Here is a 15,958-nt window from a genome sequence, read left to right as displayed (position 1 = left end):
TAGGAGATCTGTCGGTGACGGATGGCTTCGAGGGTCCGGGCACCACGGCGACGACCGCAGCGCTGCCGGCCGTCGTCGCTCGCGTCGCCGCGCTCGCCGACCGGCTCGGCGTGCCGCATGCGGAGGTCTTCGACACCGGCCGGCTGTCCGCCGCCTCCGGGGTCGCCGAGCCCGTGGTCAGGGCCCTGCTGAGCGGCCGTCCGGCGGGCGAGCCCGATGTGCAGGCACGCTTCCTTCAGCGACTGGACCTGCTGCGCCACACCCGGCTCAAGCCCAACGGGCGCAAGTACACCCAGCAGGAGATCGCCGACGGCGCGGGTATGTCCCGCCAGCAGGCGGGCGCACTCATCAACGGCGACCGGCGTCCCACCATGGAGCACTGCGACGCCATCCAGCGTTTCTTCCGGGTGCACGCCGGATTCCTCACGGCCGAGGATCCCGAGGCCCTCACGGGCGCCCTGCAGAGCACCGAGCAGGAACTGCTGCACAAACTCGCCGAGCGGGAGGCGGCCGCGGCCGCCGACGGCCCGCTGGAGCGGCTGCTGCAGGACCACGGCGTCCGCGGGATCGCCTGGCGGGCCGCGCAACTGCCCACCGACCAGCACCGCGACAAGGTGGCGGAGTGGCTGGACATGCTCCTGGAGAGCGTCAAACGGCCCGAGTCGTGAGCCTGGGCAGAGGTGTGGGCATCGGCAGGGACATGCGCCGCCTGTGCGCCGAGCTGGTCGGCGAGCTCACCCTTGCCGCACCGTCCCTGCCCGCGGACCTGTACGGCGCGCTGTGCGACGCGATGAGCAGGCGCCGCGGCCGGCCCGTCCACTTCCGCACGGCCGCTTTCCCGGCCGGCACGGCGAGCGGGCTGTGGCTCGACATGACCGACCAGGATCTCGTCGTGATCGAGGAACGGACCGCGCCGGACCACCAGTTGGTGATCCTCGGGCACGAGCTGTGGCACATCAGGGCCGGGCACGGCGGCCTTCACGTCGAGGGCGCCAAGGTCGCGGCCCGGCTGCTCGGCGACGACGCCGACCTGAGGGCCGCCGTCCGCAAGGTGGCCGCCCGCAGTCGCTTCGACCTGGCCGACGAGCAGGAGGCCGAGGCCTTCGGCCTGCTCCTCGCCAGCAAGTGCCGTACGTGGCTTGTGGGTTCGGCACTGCGGGGGCGGGTGCAGCGCGATCATCTGGCGGGGCGGATCGAGGCGTCGTTGGGGTATGTGGGGCCTCAGTGAGCGTCTTGCCAATCAGAGGATGGAGTTGTTCCCCTTGCCCTCGGCGCGGGTGTTGGCGTTCTTGAGCTCGTTGCTCGTCACGTCGCTGTTGATGTTCGTGTTCAGCAGCCCGATATGGGCAAGGACGTCGGCGTTGTTGGCGCTGCCGTCGAGGATTCCTGCGTGGGCTGGTACAGCAGCGAGGAGGGCCGTGCCGACAGTGAGAAGGGCAGTGGTGAGGATGCTTCGCTTCATCATGATCTGATCAACGGCCGCCGCTATCGAAGGTCACCATCACCAAAGGGTGGCGTCCTGTGACAATCGCTCCGATGCATGCATTTCGTCGGTCCCCCGTATAGCCCTGTCGAGTCTCAGTTGATGGTTGACGGGTTGGCGTCGGGTGACCGTAAGCCATCTTCTTCAGCCGGTGGCGCTCGGCGGCGGTCAACACCACTGCCACGGCAGCGCGTATGGACAAGTGCCTGTCTCCTGGATCCAGTGGCAGGCCGATAAACCTGAGCGCTTTCGACTGTCCCCCGCTCTTCCTTCCACCTGGTTGGACGTTCAAGGAGACGGGAAGAGCGGGTAGTGACTGGCACGTATGACGGCCCACCGACCGTGAGGTCGGAGGCTGCGGCGAAGAACCGCCCAGCGGACCGCACGGCGGCGCGGTCGCCTCCGCCTACCACACCCGCCGCTTCACCAAGTGCCCCGGCTGGCGCTGCGGCCGCCGGCCGCGGCGCCCCGGCACCCCGCGCCGATCGACCCAGACCTGCCGAGCGACGACATCCGCATCGGCTACCCCCGCGGCTCGACGCTCGGGCAGGAACTCGACTCCCAGCTCGACGCGCTCAGCAAACACGGCATCCCGAGCGCCAAGATTTACAGCGAGAAGATCAGCACCCGCGTGCAGGCCCGCCCCCGGTTCGAGGAGGCGCCGAGGACGGCGCAGGAGGTCAAGGCGCACGCCCGGCCCTGCCGGGTCATCCTCACCGGAGACGGCGTTGCCGGAGAAGCAGCCGTCGGCGTCCACGCCACCGGGGGTCGGGGCCAGGGCGATCGGCAGCGGCTCCCAGCTCAGCAGGTCGGGGCTGCGGAAGTGGCCCCAGTGCATGTTCGCGTGGGTCGCTCCGTACGGGTTGTACTGGTAGGAGACGTGGTAGTGGCCGTCGTGGAAGACCAGCCCGTTGGGGTCGTTGATCCAGTTGCGGGGCGGGCGCAGGTGCGCGACGGGGTGGTGCGGATCGCGGGGAGGGGTGGACACGCGCGTGCCTTTCGGTGGTTCGGAGGGGCCCGCCCAGCCGGGTCAGGGATCGGCTGGGCGGGGGCTTCGAGCGGCCTCCGTGTGGTCTTCAAGCGGCGTTTTTTTCAGGCCCGGATGCGGAAGCCCGCGCTGAGCTGCTGCTGCCGTCGTGAGCTGGGGCCGACGCGAAGGGCGAACTCTCCTGGTTCGACCACGCGGCGGTTGTCGGCCGTGACGATGGAGCACTGCGAGGCGGGGACGCTCAGGCGGGCGTCCACGCTGTCGCCGGGAGGGACCACGACCTGGGTGAACGCCTTCAGCTCCTGCTCGGCCCAGGTGACGCTGGTGGTCAGGTCGCTGACGTACGCCTGGACCGTCTCCAGTGCCGGACGGCTGCCGCTGTTGGTGAGCCGGACCGTGGCGTGGACGGTGCCGTCCGCGGACACGTCGTCGTCGTGCACGACGAGGTCGGAGTAGGTGACGGTGGTGTAGCTCAGGCCCTCGCCGAACGCGAACTGGGGGTCCTGGGTGAGGTCCGCGTAGCGGTCGCCGTGCTGGCCGCGCACCTGGTTGTAGAAGACGGGTTGCTGTCCGACGTGGCGGGCGAAGGAGACCGGGAGCCGGCCGCTGGGTTCGGTGAGGCCGAGGAGGAGTTCGGCGATGGCGCGGCCGCCGCGCATGCCCGGGTTGAACGCCTCGATGAGCGCTGCCGCGTTCAGTGCGGAGTCCGGGAGGGTGCTCGGCTTGGACTGGGCGAGTACGACGATCATGGGTGTGCCGGTGGCGGCGACCGCGTCCAGCAGCGCGATCTGGCCTCCCTGGAGGTCGAGGGTGGCCGTGGAGCGCACCTCGCCCGTCAGGGCGATGGTGTCTCCCACGACCACGACGGCGCAGTCGGCGGCCTCTGCCGCGGCGGTGGCCTCCCGAAGCTGTGCCTCGTCGACTGGGGCGGGGATGAAGGCGGGCGGCTGCGGTTGGCCGTCGGGCCCGGTGACCCACTGGTCGGGGTCGAAGGCGGGGCTTTCGATGTCGGCTCCGCGGGCGTGCGTGATCGTCCAGTCGGCGGGGACGACGGCGCGCAGGCCGTCCAGCACCGTCTCCACCAACTCGCGTGGGTGTCCTTCGGGCATCCACGGCACCTGGCCGGTGGCACCCGCCCAGTCGCCGAGCATGGCCTCCGGGCTGTCGGCATTGGGGCCGATGACCGCTATCGTGCGCGGCGTGCCCGTGCCTGCGGCGCGACCGGTGCCGTCCGCGGTCAGCCCGCCGTCCAGGGGCAGGATCTCCTTGTTGCGCAGCAGCACGAGGGAGCGTCGGGCGGTCTCGAGGTTGAGGTCGGCGTGTTGGCGGCAGCCGATCACCTGCGCCTGCCGCTCCGGGTCGGGGGCACGGGGGTCCTCGAAGAGCCCGAGCTCGAACTTCGGCCGCAGCACCCGCCGTACCGCGTCATCGATCTGCTTCTCGTCGACCATGCCGCGGGCGACCGCCTCCTGGGCGCCCTCGAAGAACTGCGGTGTGGCCATGATGAGGTCGTTGCCCGAGTTGACGGCGACCGCCGCCGCCTCGGTGTAGTCGGCGCTGGTCCGCTGGTCGTAGACCATCCGGCCGACGTTGTCCCAGTCGGTCACCAGCGTGCCGGTGAAGCCCCACTCGCCCTTGAGTACGTCGTTGATGAGCCACTCGTTCGCGGTGATGGGCACCCCGTCGATCGACTGGTAGCCCAGCATGAAGCCGCGGCAGCCCGCCCGGGCCGCCTGCTCGAACGGGGGCAGGAACCACGAGCGCAGCTTGCGCGGGCTGAGATCCGCTTCGCTGGCGTCGCGGCCGCCCAGGGTCTCGGAGTAGCCCGCGAAGTGCTTGGCGTACGCCAGCACGGCTGTCGGATCGCCGAGGCCCTCGCCCTGGTATCCGCGCACCATCGCCGCGCCCAGTTCGCCGATGAGGAACGGGTCCTCGCCGAACGTCTCGTTGATCCGGCCCCAGCGCAGGTCGCGGGTGATGCACAGGACCGGGGAGAACGTGCCGTGGATGCCGGTTGTCGCGATTTCGGTCGCGGACGCACGGGCGATCCGGTGGACCAGAGAGGGATCCCAGGTGCAGGCCATGCCCAGCTGGGTCGGGAAGATGGTCGCGCCCGGCCAGAACGAGTGGCCGTGGATGCAGTCGTCGGCTGTCAGCAGCGGAATACCGAGCCGTGTCCGCTGGGCCAGTTCCATGGCCTCCGGCATCCGCGCCGGTGTCACGTGCAGAACCGACCCGGCCAGCTTGGCCGACACGATGTCCTCGAGGTCCCCGTGTTGGGCGTCGAGCATCAGCAACTGCCCGGCCTTCTCCTCCAGGGTCATCCGGGACAGCAAGTCCTCGATTCTCGTTTCCACGGACGCGTCCGGATCCAGGTACACGGCAGAGCGGACCGGCTGTCCCACTGTGGTCTCCAAGTCATGAGTCGCTGAGGGGGGTTGATTGCTGGCGGCGGGTGCTTCGTCGCAGGGAGGCTGCCGCCTGCCACGGCGGGGCTCGCCTCGCTGCCCTGTGCCGCCCCCGGCGGGACCGGTGCGGCGCATGGCACCGGGGTGTCACTTGAGGCCGGTGGTGGCGATGCCGGCGACGAAGTGGCGTTGGAAGAGGAGAAAGACGATCATCACGGGGAGCAGGACGATGACGGCGCCGGCGAGGAGGATGCCGTAGCGAGTGAAGTCCTGTCCGCTGGTGGCCAGGGCGAGGCCGACGGGGAGCGTGTACTGGTCCGCGTTCTGGGCCACGACCAGCGGCCACAGGAAGTTGTTCCAGGAGCCGAGGAAGGTGATGATCCCGAGGGTGGCGAGGGCCGGCCTGGTCAGCGGCAGGATGATCTTCCAGAAGATGGCCAGTTCGCGGCAGCCGTCGACGCGGGCGGCGTCGATGAGTTCGTCGGGCAGGGTGGAGATGAACTGCCGCATCAGGAACACCCCGAAGGGGCCGGCCAGGAACGGCAGGATCAGCCCGAGCAGCGAACCGGTCAGATTCATGTTGGCCACCAGCACGTACAGCGGTACGAAGGTGACCAGGCCGGGGACCATGAGGGTCCCCAGGACCAGGGCGAACACGGCACGCTTGCCGCGGAACTCCAGCTTGGCCAGGGCGTAGCCCAGCATCGAGCAGAAGAGGAGGTTGCCTGCTGTTACGGCGAGGGCCACGATCACCGAGTTGGCGAACATGGGCGTGAAGTCGAGCTTGCTGAACAGCTTGCTGTAGTTGGCGGTAGTGGGCGCGGTCGGGATCAGAACGGGCGGGATCTTGCGGATGTCGGCCTCGGGCTTGAAGGAGCCGGAGAGCATCCACAGAAACGGCGCCATCATCAGCAGCAGACAGCCGAAGAGCGGCAGATACAGCCAGGGCTGGCCCCAGGTCTCCCGGACGCGGCGGCGCCGCAAGGAGCGGTCCGTGCCCGGCTGTGCCGTCCGAAGGGTGGAGAGGGTGCTCATGAGGTATCAGTCCTTGTCTCGCAGTACCCGGAACTGCAGGACGGTCAGCGCGACGATGAGGACGAAGACGACGTAGCCGGCGGCCGACGCGACGTCGTAGTTGCCGTTGCCGAACTGCTGATACGCGTACATCGTGGCCGACAGGGTCGAGTCCAGCGGGCCGCCCTGGGTCATCACGAACGGCTCGTCGAAGAACTGCAGATAGCCGATGCCGGTGGTCACCGCGGTCAGCAGCAGAGCCGGGCGCAGCAGCGGGAAGGTGACCCGCCAGAACCGCTGCCAGGCGCCGGCGCCGTCGAGTTCGGCCGCCTCCATCAGGGACTGGGGCACGGACTGCAGACCCGCCAGCATGATGATCATGACGGTGCCCAGGTTGCGCCACACGGCCATCAGGATCATGACGGGCAGGGCGAACCGGGTGTCGGCCAGCCAGGCCGGGCCGTCGATCCCGAACCAGGCCAGGACGGTGTTCACCAGTCCCGCCTGCGGGTCCAGGAGGGACTTCCAGACCACCGCGACGGCCACGATGCTGGTGATCACCGGGAGATAGAAGCCGACCCGGAAGACGGCCCGGAAGCGGCGGATGCCACGGTCGAGGGCGACCGCCGCGGCGAGCCCGGCGGCCAGCGTCAACGGCAGGCCGACCAGGACGAACACGCCCGTGTTGCGCAGGGCGTGAACAAACTGATCGTCCTGGAAGAGCCGGACATAGTTGTCGAAGCCGGTGAACGACACGTTCAGCGGGGTGCGCAGGTCGGCGCTCTGCGTGTCGGTCATGCTCATCAGCAGCGACCACACCACCGGCAGCAGCACGAAGGCCGCGAACAGGGCAAGGAACGGCGCGGTGAGGATCCAGGCGGCCCGGGCCTGCCTGCCGTGCGCCGTGCGCCGCAGCGCGCGGTGCCGGCGATCAGCACTGCGCTCCGGCCCCGCGGCGCTCGGCTCCTGGGTGTCGTCCCGCCCGGGGAGCGTTTTCGTCGACATGGCTGTCATCCGTCCCTACGAGAGATGCGCGCCGGCCCTCATCGGCCGGTGCCGATGCTGGTGGCCTTGGACTGCAGCGCCTGCTGCACCTGGGCGACGGTGGCCTTGCCGAGGGACAGCTTCTCCAGTTCGGAGTCGATGGCATCGGCGACCTGCTGCCAGGTCGTGATCGCGGGCGGCGCCTTGCTGACCTTGAGCTGCTCGTCGAACGCCTTCATGTTCTCGTCGCTGCTCAGCTGCGCCTCGTCCCAGGCGGTGGGCGAGGGGGGAATGTTGCCGGTGGCCTTGGCGTAGGCCGCCAGGTTGGCGGGCTCGGTGAGGAACTTGACGAACTTCCATGCCGCGTCGGGGTTCTTGGCGTTCTTGAACACCGCCAGATCGCTGCCGCCGGCGAACCCGGCGGGCTGCTTGGAGTACGGCAGCGGCATGGTCTTCCACTTGCCGTTCAGCGCCGGGAGGTCCTTGTGGAGGCCACCGCCCACCGCCGGGCCCTCCGTGTAGACGGCGTTGCGCCCCGACTCGAAGGCCGGCAGGGGGTCCGTCTTGTCGGTCGGCGCCAGGCCCTGCTGGGGGATGCTCGCGTAGTACTCCAGCGCCTTGGCGACCTCGGGCGAGTCGAAGGTGAACTTCTTGCTCTGGGCGTCGTAGATGTCACCGCCCTGCTGCCACACCATCGGCAGCCAGAAGATCCAGGAGTTGAAGCCGATGTTCCAGGTGGAGGCGTTGCGCAGCTTCGGGTTCTGCTTGCCGGCGGTGGCCTGGATGGCCTTGAGGTCCTTCAGGTACCCCGTCCAGTCGCCGGCCGGAGCGCCCTTGATGCCGGCCTTCGCGGTGAGGTCGGTGCGGTAGTAGACCACCATGGTGTTCGCGATGAACGGCACACCGTAGGAGGTGTCCTTGTACTTGGTGGTGCCCCATTGGCCGGGGTAGAAGTCCGACGACTTGAACGACGACGGGGTGGCCTGGAAGCCGTTCATCCCGGCCATCTCGGCCATCCACGTGGTTCCGATCACCGACAGGTCCGGTGTGGTGCCGCCGGCGATCGTGGTGGTCAGCTTGTCGTGGGCGGAGGCCCAGGGCACCGGGGTGATCTGGACCTTGACGCCGGGGTTCTGCTGCTCGAACTTCTTGGCCAGGCTCGCAAGGTCCTTGTCGGTGTCGCCCATGGACCACATGACCACCTTGCCGGTGGCCTTGCCGCTGCTGATCTTCGCGGGGGCGTCCTTGCCCGCCCCGGAGTCGGCGCTGCGGCCGCAGCCGGTGGCCACAAGGGCCGCCGTGACGGTGACGCACAGGACCTGAACGGTTCTGACGGTGTGACGAGTAGGGGTACGCATGGTGCGGCTCCTTGCCATTGAGCGAAACAGGCGTGGGGGCGGCGTATGGAAGAGAAGGAACGGGCGGGCGCCCGGATGGGCCGGCCCGCGAGAGGGCGACCGTTGGCGGTGCCAGCGGCATCAGCGGTCAGCCGCAGGTCGCGGCTGGAGCGTCCGTCCCGGAGCGGTAGCGGTGGGGCGGGGGTGGGCCAGGCGTGTCGCTCGGATTGCCGGATCGGGGAGGCGCCGACGGAACGGGCACCTCGGCGGTGACGCGTGAACACGCTTGTGCGTGCAGGGTGGTGAGGCCGGCCGAAGGACGAACGGGCCGGTCGTGCCGGTACGTGCACCGGCTTCAGGTTGAGCTGGACGGCCTACCGGCCCGCGCGAGGTCCGGTGGGGTCGGTTCCATGTCGGGAGGGGGTCCGTCTCCGCCTGCGGGGCTGGGCAGGAGCGGCGGAGACGGAAGGTTCGATGGGACGCCGACGCCGTAGGCATCGCGATGGCATGGCGTCAGTTCGGGCTCGGCCGTAACGTCGAGCCGCGGACCACGAGACTGGTGGGAATGACGCGCGACGGGGCCGCCTGCGGCGATCCGCGCACGTGGTCCAGCAGCAGACGCGCCGCCGCCGTACCCATCTCCCGCATGGGCTGGCGGATGGTGGTCAGTGCCGGATAGGTGTACGAGGCCATCTCGACGTCGTCGAAGCCCACCACGGCGACATCCTGCGGAATCCACAGGCCGGCCTCGTGCAGGGCGGCGAGCGCGCCGGCCGCCGTGGGATCGTTGTGCGCGAAGACCGCGTCGAACTCCAGGCCGTCCGCGAGAGCGCGCGCGACCGCGCTCCGGCTGTCCTCGAACTGGAAGTCGCCGCAGACGATGCCGCGCGGGTCGAGCTCGATCCCGGCCTTCGCGTAGACGTCGACGAATCCGCCCAGCCGTTCCCGGGTACAGCCGAACACCTCGGGACCGGTCACGACCAGAGGACGACGGCGCCCGATTTCCAGGAGGTGCCGTGCCGCCTGTGCACCGCCCTCCCGGTTGGTGGTGGCCACGTAGGGGAACCCCGGCCGCTGGAAGCGGTCGTCTATCAGCACGACCGGCAGTCCCGCTTCGTGCAGTTCGGTGATGTAGCCCATGGCGCCCTCGGGCTCTATCACCAGCAGACCGTCGAATGACTTGGCAGCGACCTGCAGACCCAGGCGGCGCAGTGATTCCTCACCGTGGTTCCAGGTCAGCATGCGCAGTCCGAAGCCTTCGGTCTCCAGTGTCTCGATGACCGCCTGCACGATGCCGGCCCAGGCCCAGGCCAGGTCAGGGACCAGCATGCCGATCATCTGTGTGGTGCCGCGGGCGAGGCCGACCGCACCGGCGCTCGGCACATAGCCGAGCTCCGAGATCGCTTTGCGGACCTTCAGGACGGTGTTCTCGTTGATCTCGCCCTTGCTGTTCAGCACGCGTGAGACCGTCGTCTTACTGACGCCCGCCCGAGCGGCCACGTCGGCGATGGTGACTCCCATTCCACCTCCTCTCCTCCATGCAGCGGCGGGAATGTCTTCCCGCACCGAAGGGCCGATCGTACAGAGACTCGCGGAACCGATACCGGGAGCGGTTCCGGAACCGGTTTCGGTACCGGTTCCGGCAGTGAAGCACCGAGCGGCTCAGCCCGTCAACACATCGGTATCAACTCGTTTACAGAGAATTTCCAAGCCTCGGACACCCCGCCGGCACCGGGGCGTCGTGGCGGAGACGGTCGTCAGTGGTCCTCTGCGGCGGGGATCTCGCCGGAGCCGCGGGCGAGGTAGCGGGTGGGCAGCACGCGGTGGCGGGCGGGGCCGTCCTCGCCGTCGAGTCGGCCGAACAGCAGACCGGCGGCTTCCCGGCCGATTGCGGCGTGATCCTGGGCGATCACCGAGATGCCGGGTTCGAGCAGACCGGCCAGGGGCAGGTCGTCGAAGCCGATCAGCGCCACCCGGTGCTGCAGGCGGAGCTCCTGCAGGGTCATGCGGGCCCCGACGGTCAGGAGGTTCTGGCCGGAGATGAACGCGGTGGGCGCATGGGGCAGGGCCAGGAGTTCTCGGGTCGCCTCCTGGGCGGGTTCCGCACCGTGCAGGCCGCGCCGCACGAGCGAGCGGTGCAGGACGCATCCCGCCTCGGCCAGCCCCTCCACGAACCCGGCGTAGCGCTCCTCGGCGGTCCAGATCGAGCGAAGATCCCCGAGGAAGGCGATGCGCCGGTGACCTGCCGCGTGCAGCCTCTTCACCGCCGCCCGTACGCCTGCGCGGTTGTCCACCGTCACGGCATCCACCTGCGCCGCTGCGCTGGGGCGGTCCACGCAGACGACGGGTGTGCCCCCGCGGCGGGCGGCGTCGAGGCCGGCGTCGGCCTGTCCGGTGGGCACCACGATGAGGCCGTCGACCCGGCGGCCGGTGAAGGTCTTCAGCAGGCCGCGTTCGCGGACCGGGTCCTCGTCGGTGGATCCGGCCAGGACCAGTACGCCGCGCTCGGTGGCGGCGTCCTCCACCGCACGATGCAGCGCGGCCGAGAAGGGGTTGGCCGCGTCCTCCAGGACCAGCCCGAGAGTGCGGGTGCGGCGGTCGGCCCGGCGCAGGCTGCTGGCCGTCACATCGAGGCGGTAGCCGAGCGACTCGGCGGCCTGCGTCACCCGTTCCGCCAGGTCAGGAGTGACGGACTGGCCGTTGACGACCCGGGAGACGGTGGCGAGCCCCACCCCGGCCGCGGTTGCGACGTCGCGCATGGTCGCCGGTCGCCGGTCTGTGCCGTTCTGCTGGTTGGGCAACGTTTTCCCCTGTGGTCGATGGCACCGTGCAGCCGTCCTCATCCTCGCATTCGGGAGTTTTCCTGCGCAGGGTCTGGACTTCGGCGACGGGGTGCCCGTACGTTCGGCGAAACGTTTCCAGCCGCTGGCTGGAACCGCCGGTGCCGTGCCGTCCCAAGAGGCAGGCCCGCCTATGGCCTCGGACGGGACCACGGCGGAGCCGCCGCCCGTACCCGACATGCCTCAAGCGTCACTTGTCACGCGCCAGTCCCCGTACGGCTGGACCGAAGCCCGCATGCCTGCAAGGAGCCGCCATGTCCAGAACGACTTGCCCGCGCCGCAGACTCCTCGCCGCGCTGGCCGTCCTGTCCGGGCTCGGTCTGATCGGCGCCTCCCCAGCCATGGCCGACACCCTCTACCACGAGCAGTACCGGCCCCAGTTCCACTTCACCCCGGCCCAGAACTGGATGAACGACCCCAACGGACTGATCTACTACAAGGGCCGGTACCACCTGTTCTTCCAGTACAACCCGTCCGGCAACACCTGGGGCAACATGTCCTGGGGCCACGCCGTCAGCACCGACCTGGCCCACTGGAAGCAGCTCCCGCTGGCCATTCCTCAGGACGACCAGGAAATGATCTTCTCCGGCAGCGTGGTGCTGGACAAGAACAACTCCACCGGCTTCGGGACCAGGAAGAACCCGCCCCTGGTCGCCGTGTACACCAGTGCGCAGAAGGCGACCGGCAGGCAGGAGCAGTCCCTCGCCTACAGCACCGACGGCGGTACCACCTGGACCAAGTACGCCGGCAACCCGGTCCTCGACATCGGCTCGAACAACTTCCGCGACCCGAAGGTGTTCTGGTACGCCCCCACCAAGAGCTGGCTGATGGCGGTCGCCCTCGCCGACCAGCACAAAATCGCCTTCTACAGCTCCTCGAACCTCAAGGCCTGGACCCACCTGAGCGACTTCGGCCCGGCCGGCGCCACCGGCGGGGTGTGGGAGTGCCCGGACCTGTTCCCGCTGCCCGTGGACGGCAACCCGAAGAAGACCAAGTGGGTGCTGGCGGTCAACCTCAACCCCGGCGGCATCGCGGGCGGCTCCGGCGCCCAGTACTTCGTCGGCGACTTCGACGGCAAGAAGTTCACCTCCGACGACGGCGCCACCTACACCCCGCCGAGCGGCACCGTCGTACAGGACTTCGAGTCCGGCTCCTTCGGCGACTGGACGGCCACCGGTAACGCGTTCGGCAGCGCACCGGCGACCGGGCCGGTGGACGGCCAGCAGACCGTCACCGGCTTCGAGGGCAAGGCCTTCGCCAACAGCTTCCACGGCGGCGACGCCTCCACCGGCACCCTGACCTCACCCGCCTTCACCGTGACCAGCAACTACATCAACTTCAAGGTCGGCGGCGGCAACCACCCGTACCAGCCCGGCTCCGTCCTGGGCGACAGCCCGGCACCCAGCGGGGAAATGCTCGCCGACTTCGAGGCCAGCACCTACTCCAGCCCCATCGGCGACTGGACGACGACCGGCGACGCCTTCGGCACCGGACCGGCCCAGGGCACCCTCCCCGGCCAGGGGCAGGTCACCGGCTACCTCGGAGGCGGCCTCGCCAACAGCTTCCTGAACGGTGACGCCTCCACCGGCACGCTCACCTCGCCGGCCTTCACCATCGACAAGAAGTACCTGGACTTCCTCATCGGCGGCGGCAACCACGCAGCCAGCTCCGACGCCCCCACAGCGGTCCAACTCATCGTGGACGGCAAGGCGGTGCGCTCCGCCACCGGCCCCAACTCCGAGGCCCTGAACTGGGCTTCCTGGGACCTGTCCGACCTGCAGGGCAAGCAGGCCCAGATCAAGGTCGAGGACGCCAACACAGGCGGCTGGGGCCACCTCAACCTCGACCAGGTCGTCCTCTCCGACACCCAGGCCAAAACCCGCTCTGATGAGACCGGCGTCAACCTGCTCGTCGACGGCCAGATCGTCCAGAGCGCCACCGGCGGCGACTCCGAGAACCTCGACTGGGCCTCCTTCAACACCACCGCCTACAAGGGCAAGAAGGTCCAGCTCCAGATCGCCGACGCGAACACCGGCGGCTGGGGACACGTCCTCGCCGACCAGTTCACCGCCGCCGACAAGCCCGCCCTGTCCACCACCCAGCGCGCCCACTGGCTCGACTACGGCGCCGACTTCTACGCCGCCAACACCTGGACCGACGCCCCCGGCGGCCGCCGCGTCATGACCGCCTGGATGAACAACTGGAACTACGGACAGGCCATCCCCACCACCCCGTGGCGCAGCGCCGACTCCTTCCCCCGCCAGCTCTCCCTGAAGACCGTGAGCGGCAGGGTCCAGCTGATCCAGCAGCCGGTCCGCGAACTGACCACGTTGCGCGGCGCCGGCACCCGGGTGCCCAGCACCCGCGTCACGGACACCACCACCCCGCTCGCCATACGCGGCAGCGCCCTGGAACTCCAGGCCGACCTCACCCCGGGCACCGCCGACCGCGCCGGCCTGGCCGTGCGCACCGGCGCCGGACAGCACACCCGCATCGGCTACGACACCACCACCGGCGAGGTCTACATCGACCGCACCGCCTCCGGTGCCACCGACTTCGACCCGACCTTCGGCGGCGTTCAGCGCGCCCCCCTCGCGCTCCACGGCGGCCGACTGAGTCTGCACGTCCTGGTCGACGCCTCCTCCGTCGAGGTCTACGCCCAGAACACCCGCGGCGAACAGGTCACGCTCACCGACCAGATCTTCCCCGACCCGTCCAGCACCGGCGTCGACACCTTCGCCGAAGGCGGCACCGCCACCCTGAACCACTTGCAGGCGTGGCAGCTGAAGTCCATCTGGCCCTAACGAGCCCTCAGTGGGCATTTAGAGATGGTCCATGTCGGTAAGTGACTTTCATGGCCGTCAGGCTTGAGGTGTTTGCCCCATACGCACACCCTCGCGTCCATCGAGCTGCGAACTTGGCCGCCCGTTTACTCCGGTTCTCGTGCATGAAGTCCGTCTGGTTTGAAGATTAGGAAATACCTCCCGCACGACTTCCCCAACCACGGCACTGTCTACGCCTACTACGCCGCACCGACGTCGAAGTCGTCAACAGAAACCCAGGAGTTCGCGGCTTCCACGTTGTCAAGAGGCGCTGGGTTGTCGAACGAAGTATTGGTTGGATCATGCTGCACCGGCGCCTCGCCCGCGACTACGAGACCCTGCCCGCCAGCTCCGAGGCCATGATCCACGTCGCCTCGATCGACAACCTCACCAAGCGCATAACGGACGAGACGACACCCACCTGGCGAGGAACGTACTAGGAGGTAAAGGGCAATCCACCTAGATCAAACGCCCACTCAGGGCTGAGCCGTCGCCAGCTGGGCGCGCGGGGGACTGTCACATGCCACCGGGAGTGGTTACCTGCCATGCCACCACGAGTGCCATGTCACGTAGCGCTACGCTCACTCGCCTCCCTCAGTTCGCGTTCCACCTCCCTGTTGCGGGCCGTGTCCGGCCACCCGGCGCCGGTGGCCGGCCGGCCCTCGACGAGCAGCTTCCGCCAGTGTTCCCGGCTCCAGTGGGCGGGTGTCGTGCTCGCCGTGAAGTCCTCGATCAGCGAGACGAAGCGCGTGGGGTCGCTGTGGAACGGGAAGTGTCCGGCGTCCTCGAATATCTCCAGGCGGCTGCCCGGCATCGCCTCGTGTGCCCCGAACGCGTGTCGCACCGGCACCACACTGTCGCGGTCGCCCCACATCAGCATGGTCGGCATGCCCTCGGTGAGGTAGCACCGGTCGAGCATCGTGACGACCTGGCCTCGCCAGTCGACGACCGCACGCAGGGTGCGGATGAAGGCGTTGCGGGAGGTCTCGTCGGGCAAGGCGTCCACAAGGGTGAGGAGTTCGGGGGCGTCCTGGCCGAGGTCGGTGTCCAGGAGCTTCATCAGACGTGCCACGAGCCCCACTTGGAGTCGCATGCCGGGCAGCCGCAGCGTGGACAGCATCAGGTGGGCTCCGGGCAGGGAGACCAGCCGCAGAACGGGGTTGACCTCGCGGCCGACGCCGCCCGCGCTGACCAGCACGAGCCGCTCGGTGCGCTCGGGGAACTGGTAGGCGAACTGCATGGCCACGCCTCCGCCGAGCGAGTGCCCGACCAGCGTCGCCGACTCGATGCCGAGGGTGGTGAGCAGGTCCCGCACGCCGTTGGCGTACGCGGCCACCGAGTAGTCGGCGCGGGGTTTGTCGGAGGCGCCGTGACCGAGCAGGTCGGGGGCGATGACGGTGTGCGTGCGGGCGAGGTCGGGGATCAACTCGGCCCAGGTCGCCGAGGAGTCCCCGATACCGTGGACGAGGACGAGTGCCGGGCCCTGGCCGGCCATGCGGAAGGCCCGCCGGTAGCCGTGCACCACGCGGTACTGCAACTCGAGTTCCCCGTCGCCCACCGGGCGCAGCCGTACGGCGCGCACCGGGCGCCGGGAAGGGACGTCGACCACTTGCTCGCCTCCCGTTCCGTGGCGGCCGCACAAGCGGCCGAGAGCCCTCGCCATCCAATGTAGAGCGGCTGTCCCACGTGGGATTTCAGGGAGGTTTCGCCTCCGCTAAGCGGGCGAAGGGACGCGTTCGGGAACCCGATTGTCAGTGGTGGGCGGCAAGCTGGAGTTGCGCCCGCCTGTGCGGGGCGCGCGCCTAGGGGCGCGAGGACGACGACGCCGACACGGGGAGAGCCGACACATGCCCACAGCCGTACTGACCGACCAGGAGCGCACCGCCGTACAGGCTTATCTCCGGCTGCTGCACACCGTTCGAGCCGCCTTCGACGGTCCCCCTGGCTCCGGCCGACCACCCGTCGTGCCGCCCGGCGTGCTCGCCGAGGCGGAGCAGGCGCTGGCGGCCGCGGGGTTGAGGGGGAACGAGGAGGAGTTCTTCCGGCTGCTGCAGAGCTGGTGCCCCGAGCCGTGACGTGCCG

12 protein-coding genes and 2 pseudogenes are annotated in these 15,958 nt (G+C 69.3%); 5 read left to right on the top strand and 9 right to left on the bottom strand.

The genetic code is table 11. The features are described 5' to 3' along the window. Positions 1-14: 14 nt before the first annotated feature. Both OOK07_RS36825 and OOK07_RS36820 read left to right on the top strand, forming a co-directional pair. Positions 15-668: a helix-turn-helix domain-containing protein gene (locus OOK07_RS36825; protein ID WP_266686458.1), complete on the top strand. Its 654-nt coding sequence runs from the start codon at positions 15-17 to the stop codon at positions 666-668. 14 nt (positions 669-682) lie between these two features. Continuing rightward, positions 683-1,228, top strand: coding sequence for a toxin-antitoxin system, toxin component (locus OOK07_RS36820; protein WP_266802183.1), 546 nt, complete (start codon positions 683-685; stop codon positions 1,226-1,228). A gap of 12 nt (positions 1,229-1,240) precedes the next feature. Here the strand turns inward: OOK07_RS36820 and OOK07_RS36815 are convergent, their stop codons facing one another. From OOK07_RS36815 to OOK07_RS36780, 8 genes and pseudogenes are all read right to left on the bottom strand, one after another. Continuing rightward, a complete protein-coding gene (locus OOK07_RS36815) occupies positions 1,241-1,465 on the bottom strand; it encodes a hypothetical protein (RefSeq protein WP_266686457.1) in 225 nt (74 codons plus the stop codon). Between the two features lie 727 nt (positions 1,466-2,192). Further along, positions 2,193-2,471: pseudogene (locus tag OOK07_RS36810) on the bottom strand (glycoside hydrolase family 32 protein); the annotation flags it as partial. Positions 2,472-2,575: 104 nt separating this feature from the next. Beyond that, entirely contained in the window at positions 2,576-4,876 is a 2,301-nt protein-coding gene (locus OOK07_RS36805) for a glycoside hydrolase family 3 N-terminal domain-containing protein (protein ID WP_266802181.1), read from the bottom strand. 150 nt (positions 4,877-5,026) lie between these two features. Further along, positions 5,027-5,914, bottom strand: coding sequence for a carbohydrate ABC transporter permease (locus tag OOK07_RS36800; protein WP_266800799.1), 888 nt, complete (start codon positions 5,912-5,914; stop codon positions 5,027-5,029). Positions 5,915-5,920: 6 nt separating this feature from the next. Further along, complete coding sequence (locus OOK07_RS36795; RefSeq protein WP_406312967.1) at positions 5,921-6,907, bottom strand: carbohydrate ABC transporter permease; 987 nt, start codon at positions 6,905-6,907, stop codon at positions 5,921-5,923. A 29-nt stretch (positions 6,908-6,936) separates the two neighbouring features. Next, positions 6,937-8,235, bottom strand: a complete 1,299-nt coding sequence (locus tag OOK07_RS36790; protein WP_266800797.1) for an extracellular solute-binding protein — start codon at positions 8,233-8,235, stop codon at positions 6,937-6,939. Between the two features lie 492 nt (positions 8,236-8,727). Further along, positions 8,728-9,735: a LacI family DNA-binding transcriptional regulator gene (locus OOK07_RS36785; protein WP_266800796.1), complete on the bottom strand. Its 1,008-nt coding sequence runs from the start codon at positions 9,733-9,735 to the stop codon at positions 8,728-8,730. 236 nt (positions 9,736-9,971) lie between these two features. After that, on the bottom strand, positions 9,972-10,973 hold the full coding sequence (locus tag OOK07_RS36780; RefSeq protein ID WP_266800795.1) for a LacI family DNA-binding transcriptional regulator: 1,002 nt from the start codon (positions 10,971-10,973) through the stop codon (positions 9,972-9,974). A gap of 335 nt (positions 10,974-11,308) precedes the next feature. Here OOK07_RS36780 and OOK07_RS36775 point away from each other — a divergent pair, with 335 nt between their 5' ends. Together OOK07_RS36775 and OOK07_RS36770 are read left to right on the top strand one after the other, a co-directional pair. Next, positions 11,309-13,858 (top strand): GH32 C-terminal domain-containing protein, encoded by a 2,550-nt coding sequence (locus OOK07_RS36775; protein WP_323183015.1) that lies wholly within the window; start codon positions 11,309-11,311, stop codon positions 13,856-13,858. Between the two features lie 230 nt (positions 13,859-14,088). After that, positions 14,089-14,316, top strand: a pseudogene (locus OOK07_RS36770) (transposase); the annotation flags it as partial. A gap of 125 nt (positions 14,317-14,441) precedes the next feature. Here the strand turns inward: OOK07_RS36770 and OOK07_RS36765 are convergent. Further along, complete coding sequence (locus tag OOK07_RS36765; RefSeq protein WP_266800794.1) at positions 14,442-15,485, bottom strand: alpha/beta fold hydrolase; 1,044 nt, start codon at positions 15,483-15,485, stop codon at positions 14,442-14,444. 238 nt (positions 15,486-15,723) lie between these two features. On the opposite strand from OOK07_RS36765, the gene OOK07_RS36760 reads away from it, so the two are divergent. Continuing rightward, a complete protein-coding gene (locus OOK07_RS36760; protein WP_266686448.1) occupies positions 15,724-15,951 on the top strand; it encodes a hypothetical protein in 228 nt (75 codons plus the stop codon). Positions 15,952-15,958: the final 7 nt, after the last annotated feature.

Origin of the sequence: Streptomyces sp. NBC_00078, assembly GCF_026343335.1 — a bacterium.
Taxonomy (GTDB): Bacteria; Actinomycetota; Actinomycetes; order Streptomycetales; family Streptomycetaceae; genus Streptomyces.
Note: the sequence above shows the minus strand (reverse complement) of the source record. Positions and strands in the feature narration are given on the sequence as shown.

What these genes read in the sequence shown, in the direction of transcription:
- OOK07_RS36815 (WP_266686457.1), bottom strand. Translation starts at nt 1,465, where the DNA reads ATGATGAAGCGAAGCATCCTCACCACTGCCCTTCTCACTGTCGGCACG.
- OOK07_RS36800 (WP_266800799.1), bottom strand. Translation starts at nt 5,914, where the DNA reads ATGAGCACCCTCTCCACCCTTCGGACGGCACAGCCGGGCACGGACCGC.
- OOK07_RS36795 (WP_406312967.1), bottom strand. Translation starts at nt 6,907, where the DNA reads ATGACAGCCATGTCGACGAAAACGCTCCCCGGGCGGGACGACACCCAG.
- OOK07_RS36790 (WP_266800797.1), bottom strand. Translation starts at nt 8,235, where the DNA reads ATGCGTACCCCTACTCGTCACACCGTCAGAACCGTTCAGGTCCTGTGC.
- OOK07_RS36785 (WP_266800796.1), bottom strand. Translation starts at nt 9,735, where the DNA reads ATGGGAGTCACCATCGCCGACGTGGCCGCTCGGGCGGGCGTCAGTAAG.
- OOK07_RS36780 (WP_266800795.1), bottom strand. Translation starts at nt 10,973, where the DNA reads ATGCGCGACGTCGCAACCGCGGCCGGGGTGGGGCTCGCCACCGTCTCC.
- OOK07_RS36775 (WP_323183015.1), top strand. Translation starts at nt 11,309, where the DNA reads ATGTCCAGAACGACTTGCCCGCGCCGCAGACTCCTCGCCGCGCTGGCC.
- OOK07_RS36760 (WP_266686448.1), top strand. Translation starts at nt 15,724, where the DNA reads ATGCCCACAGCCGTACTGACCGACCAGGAGCGCACCGCCGTACAGGCT.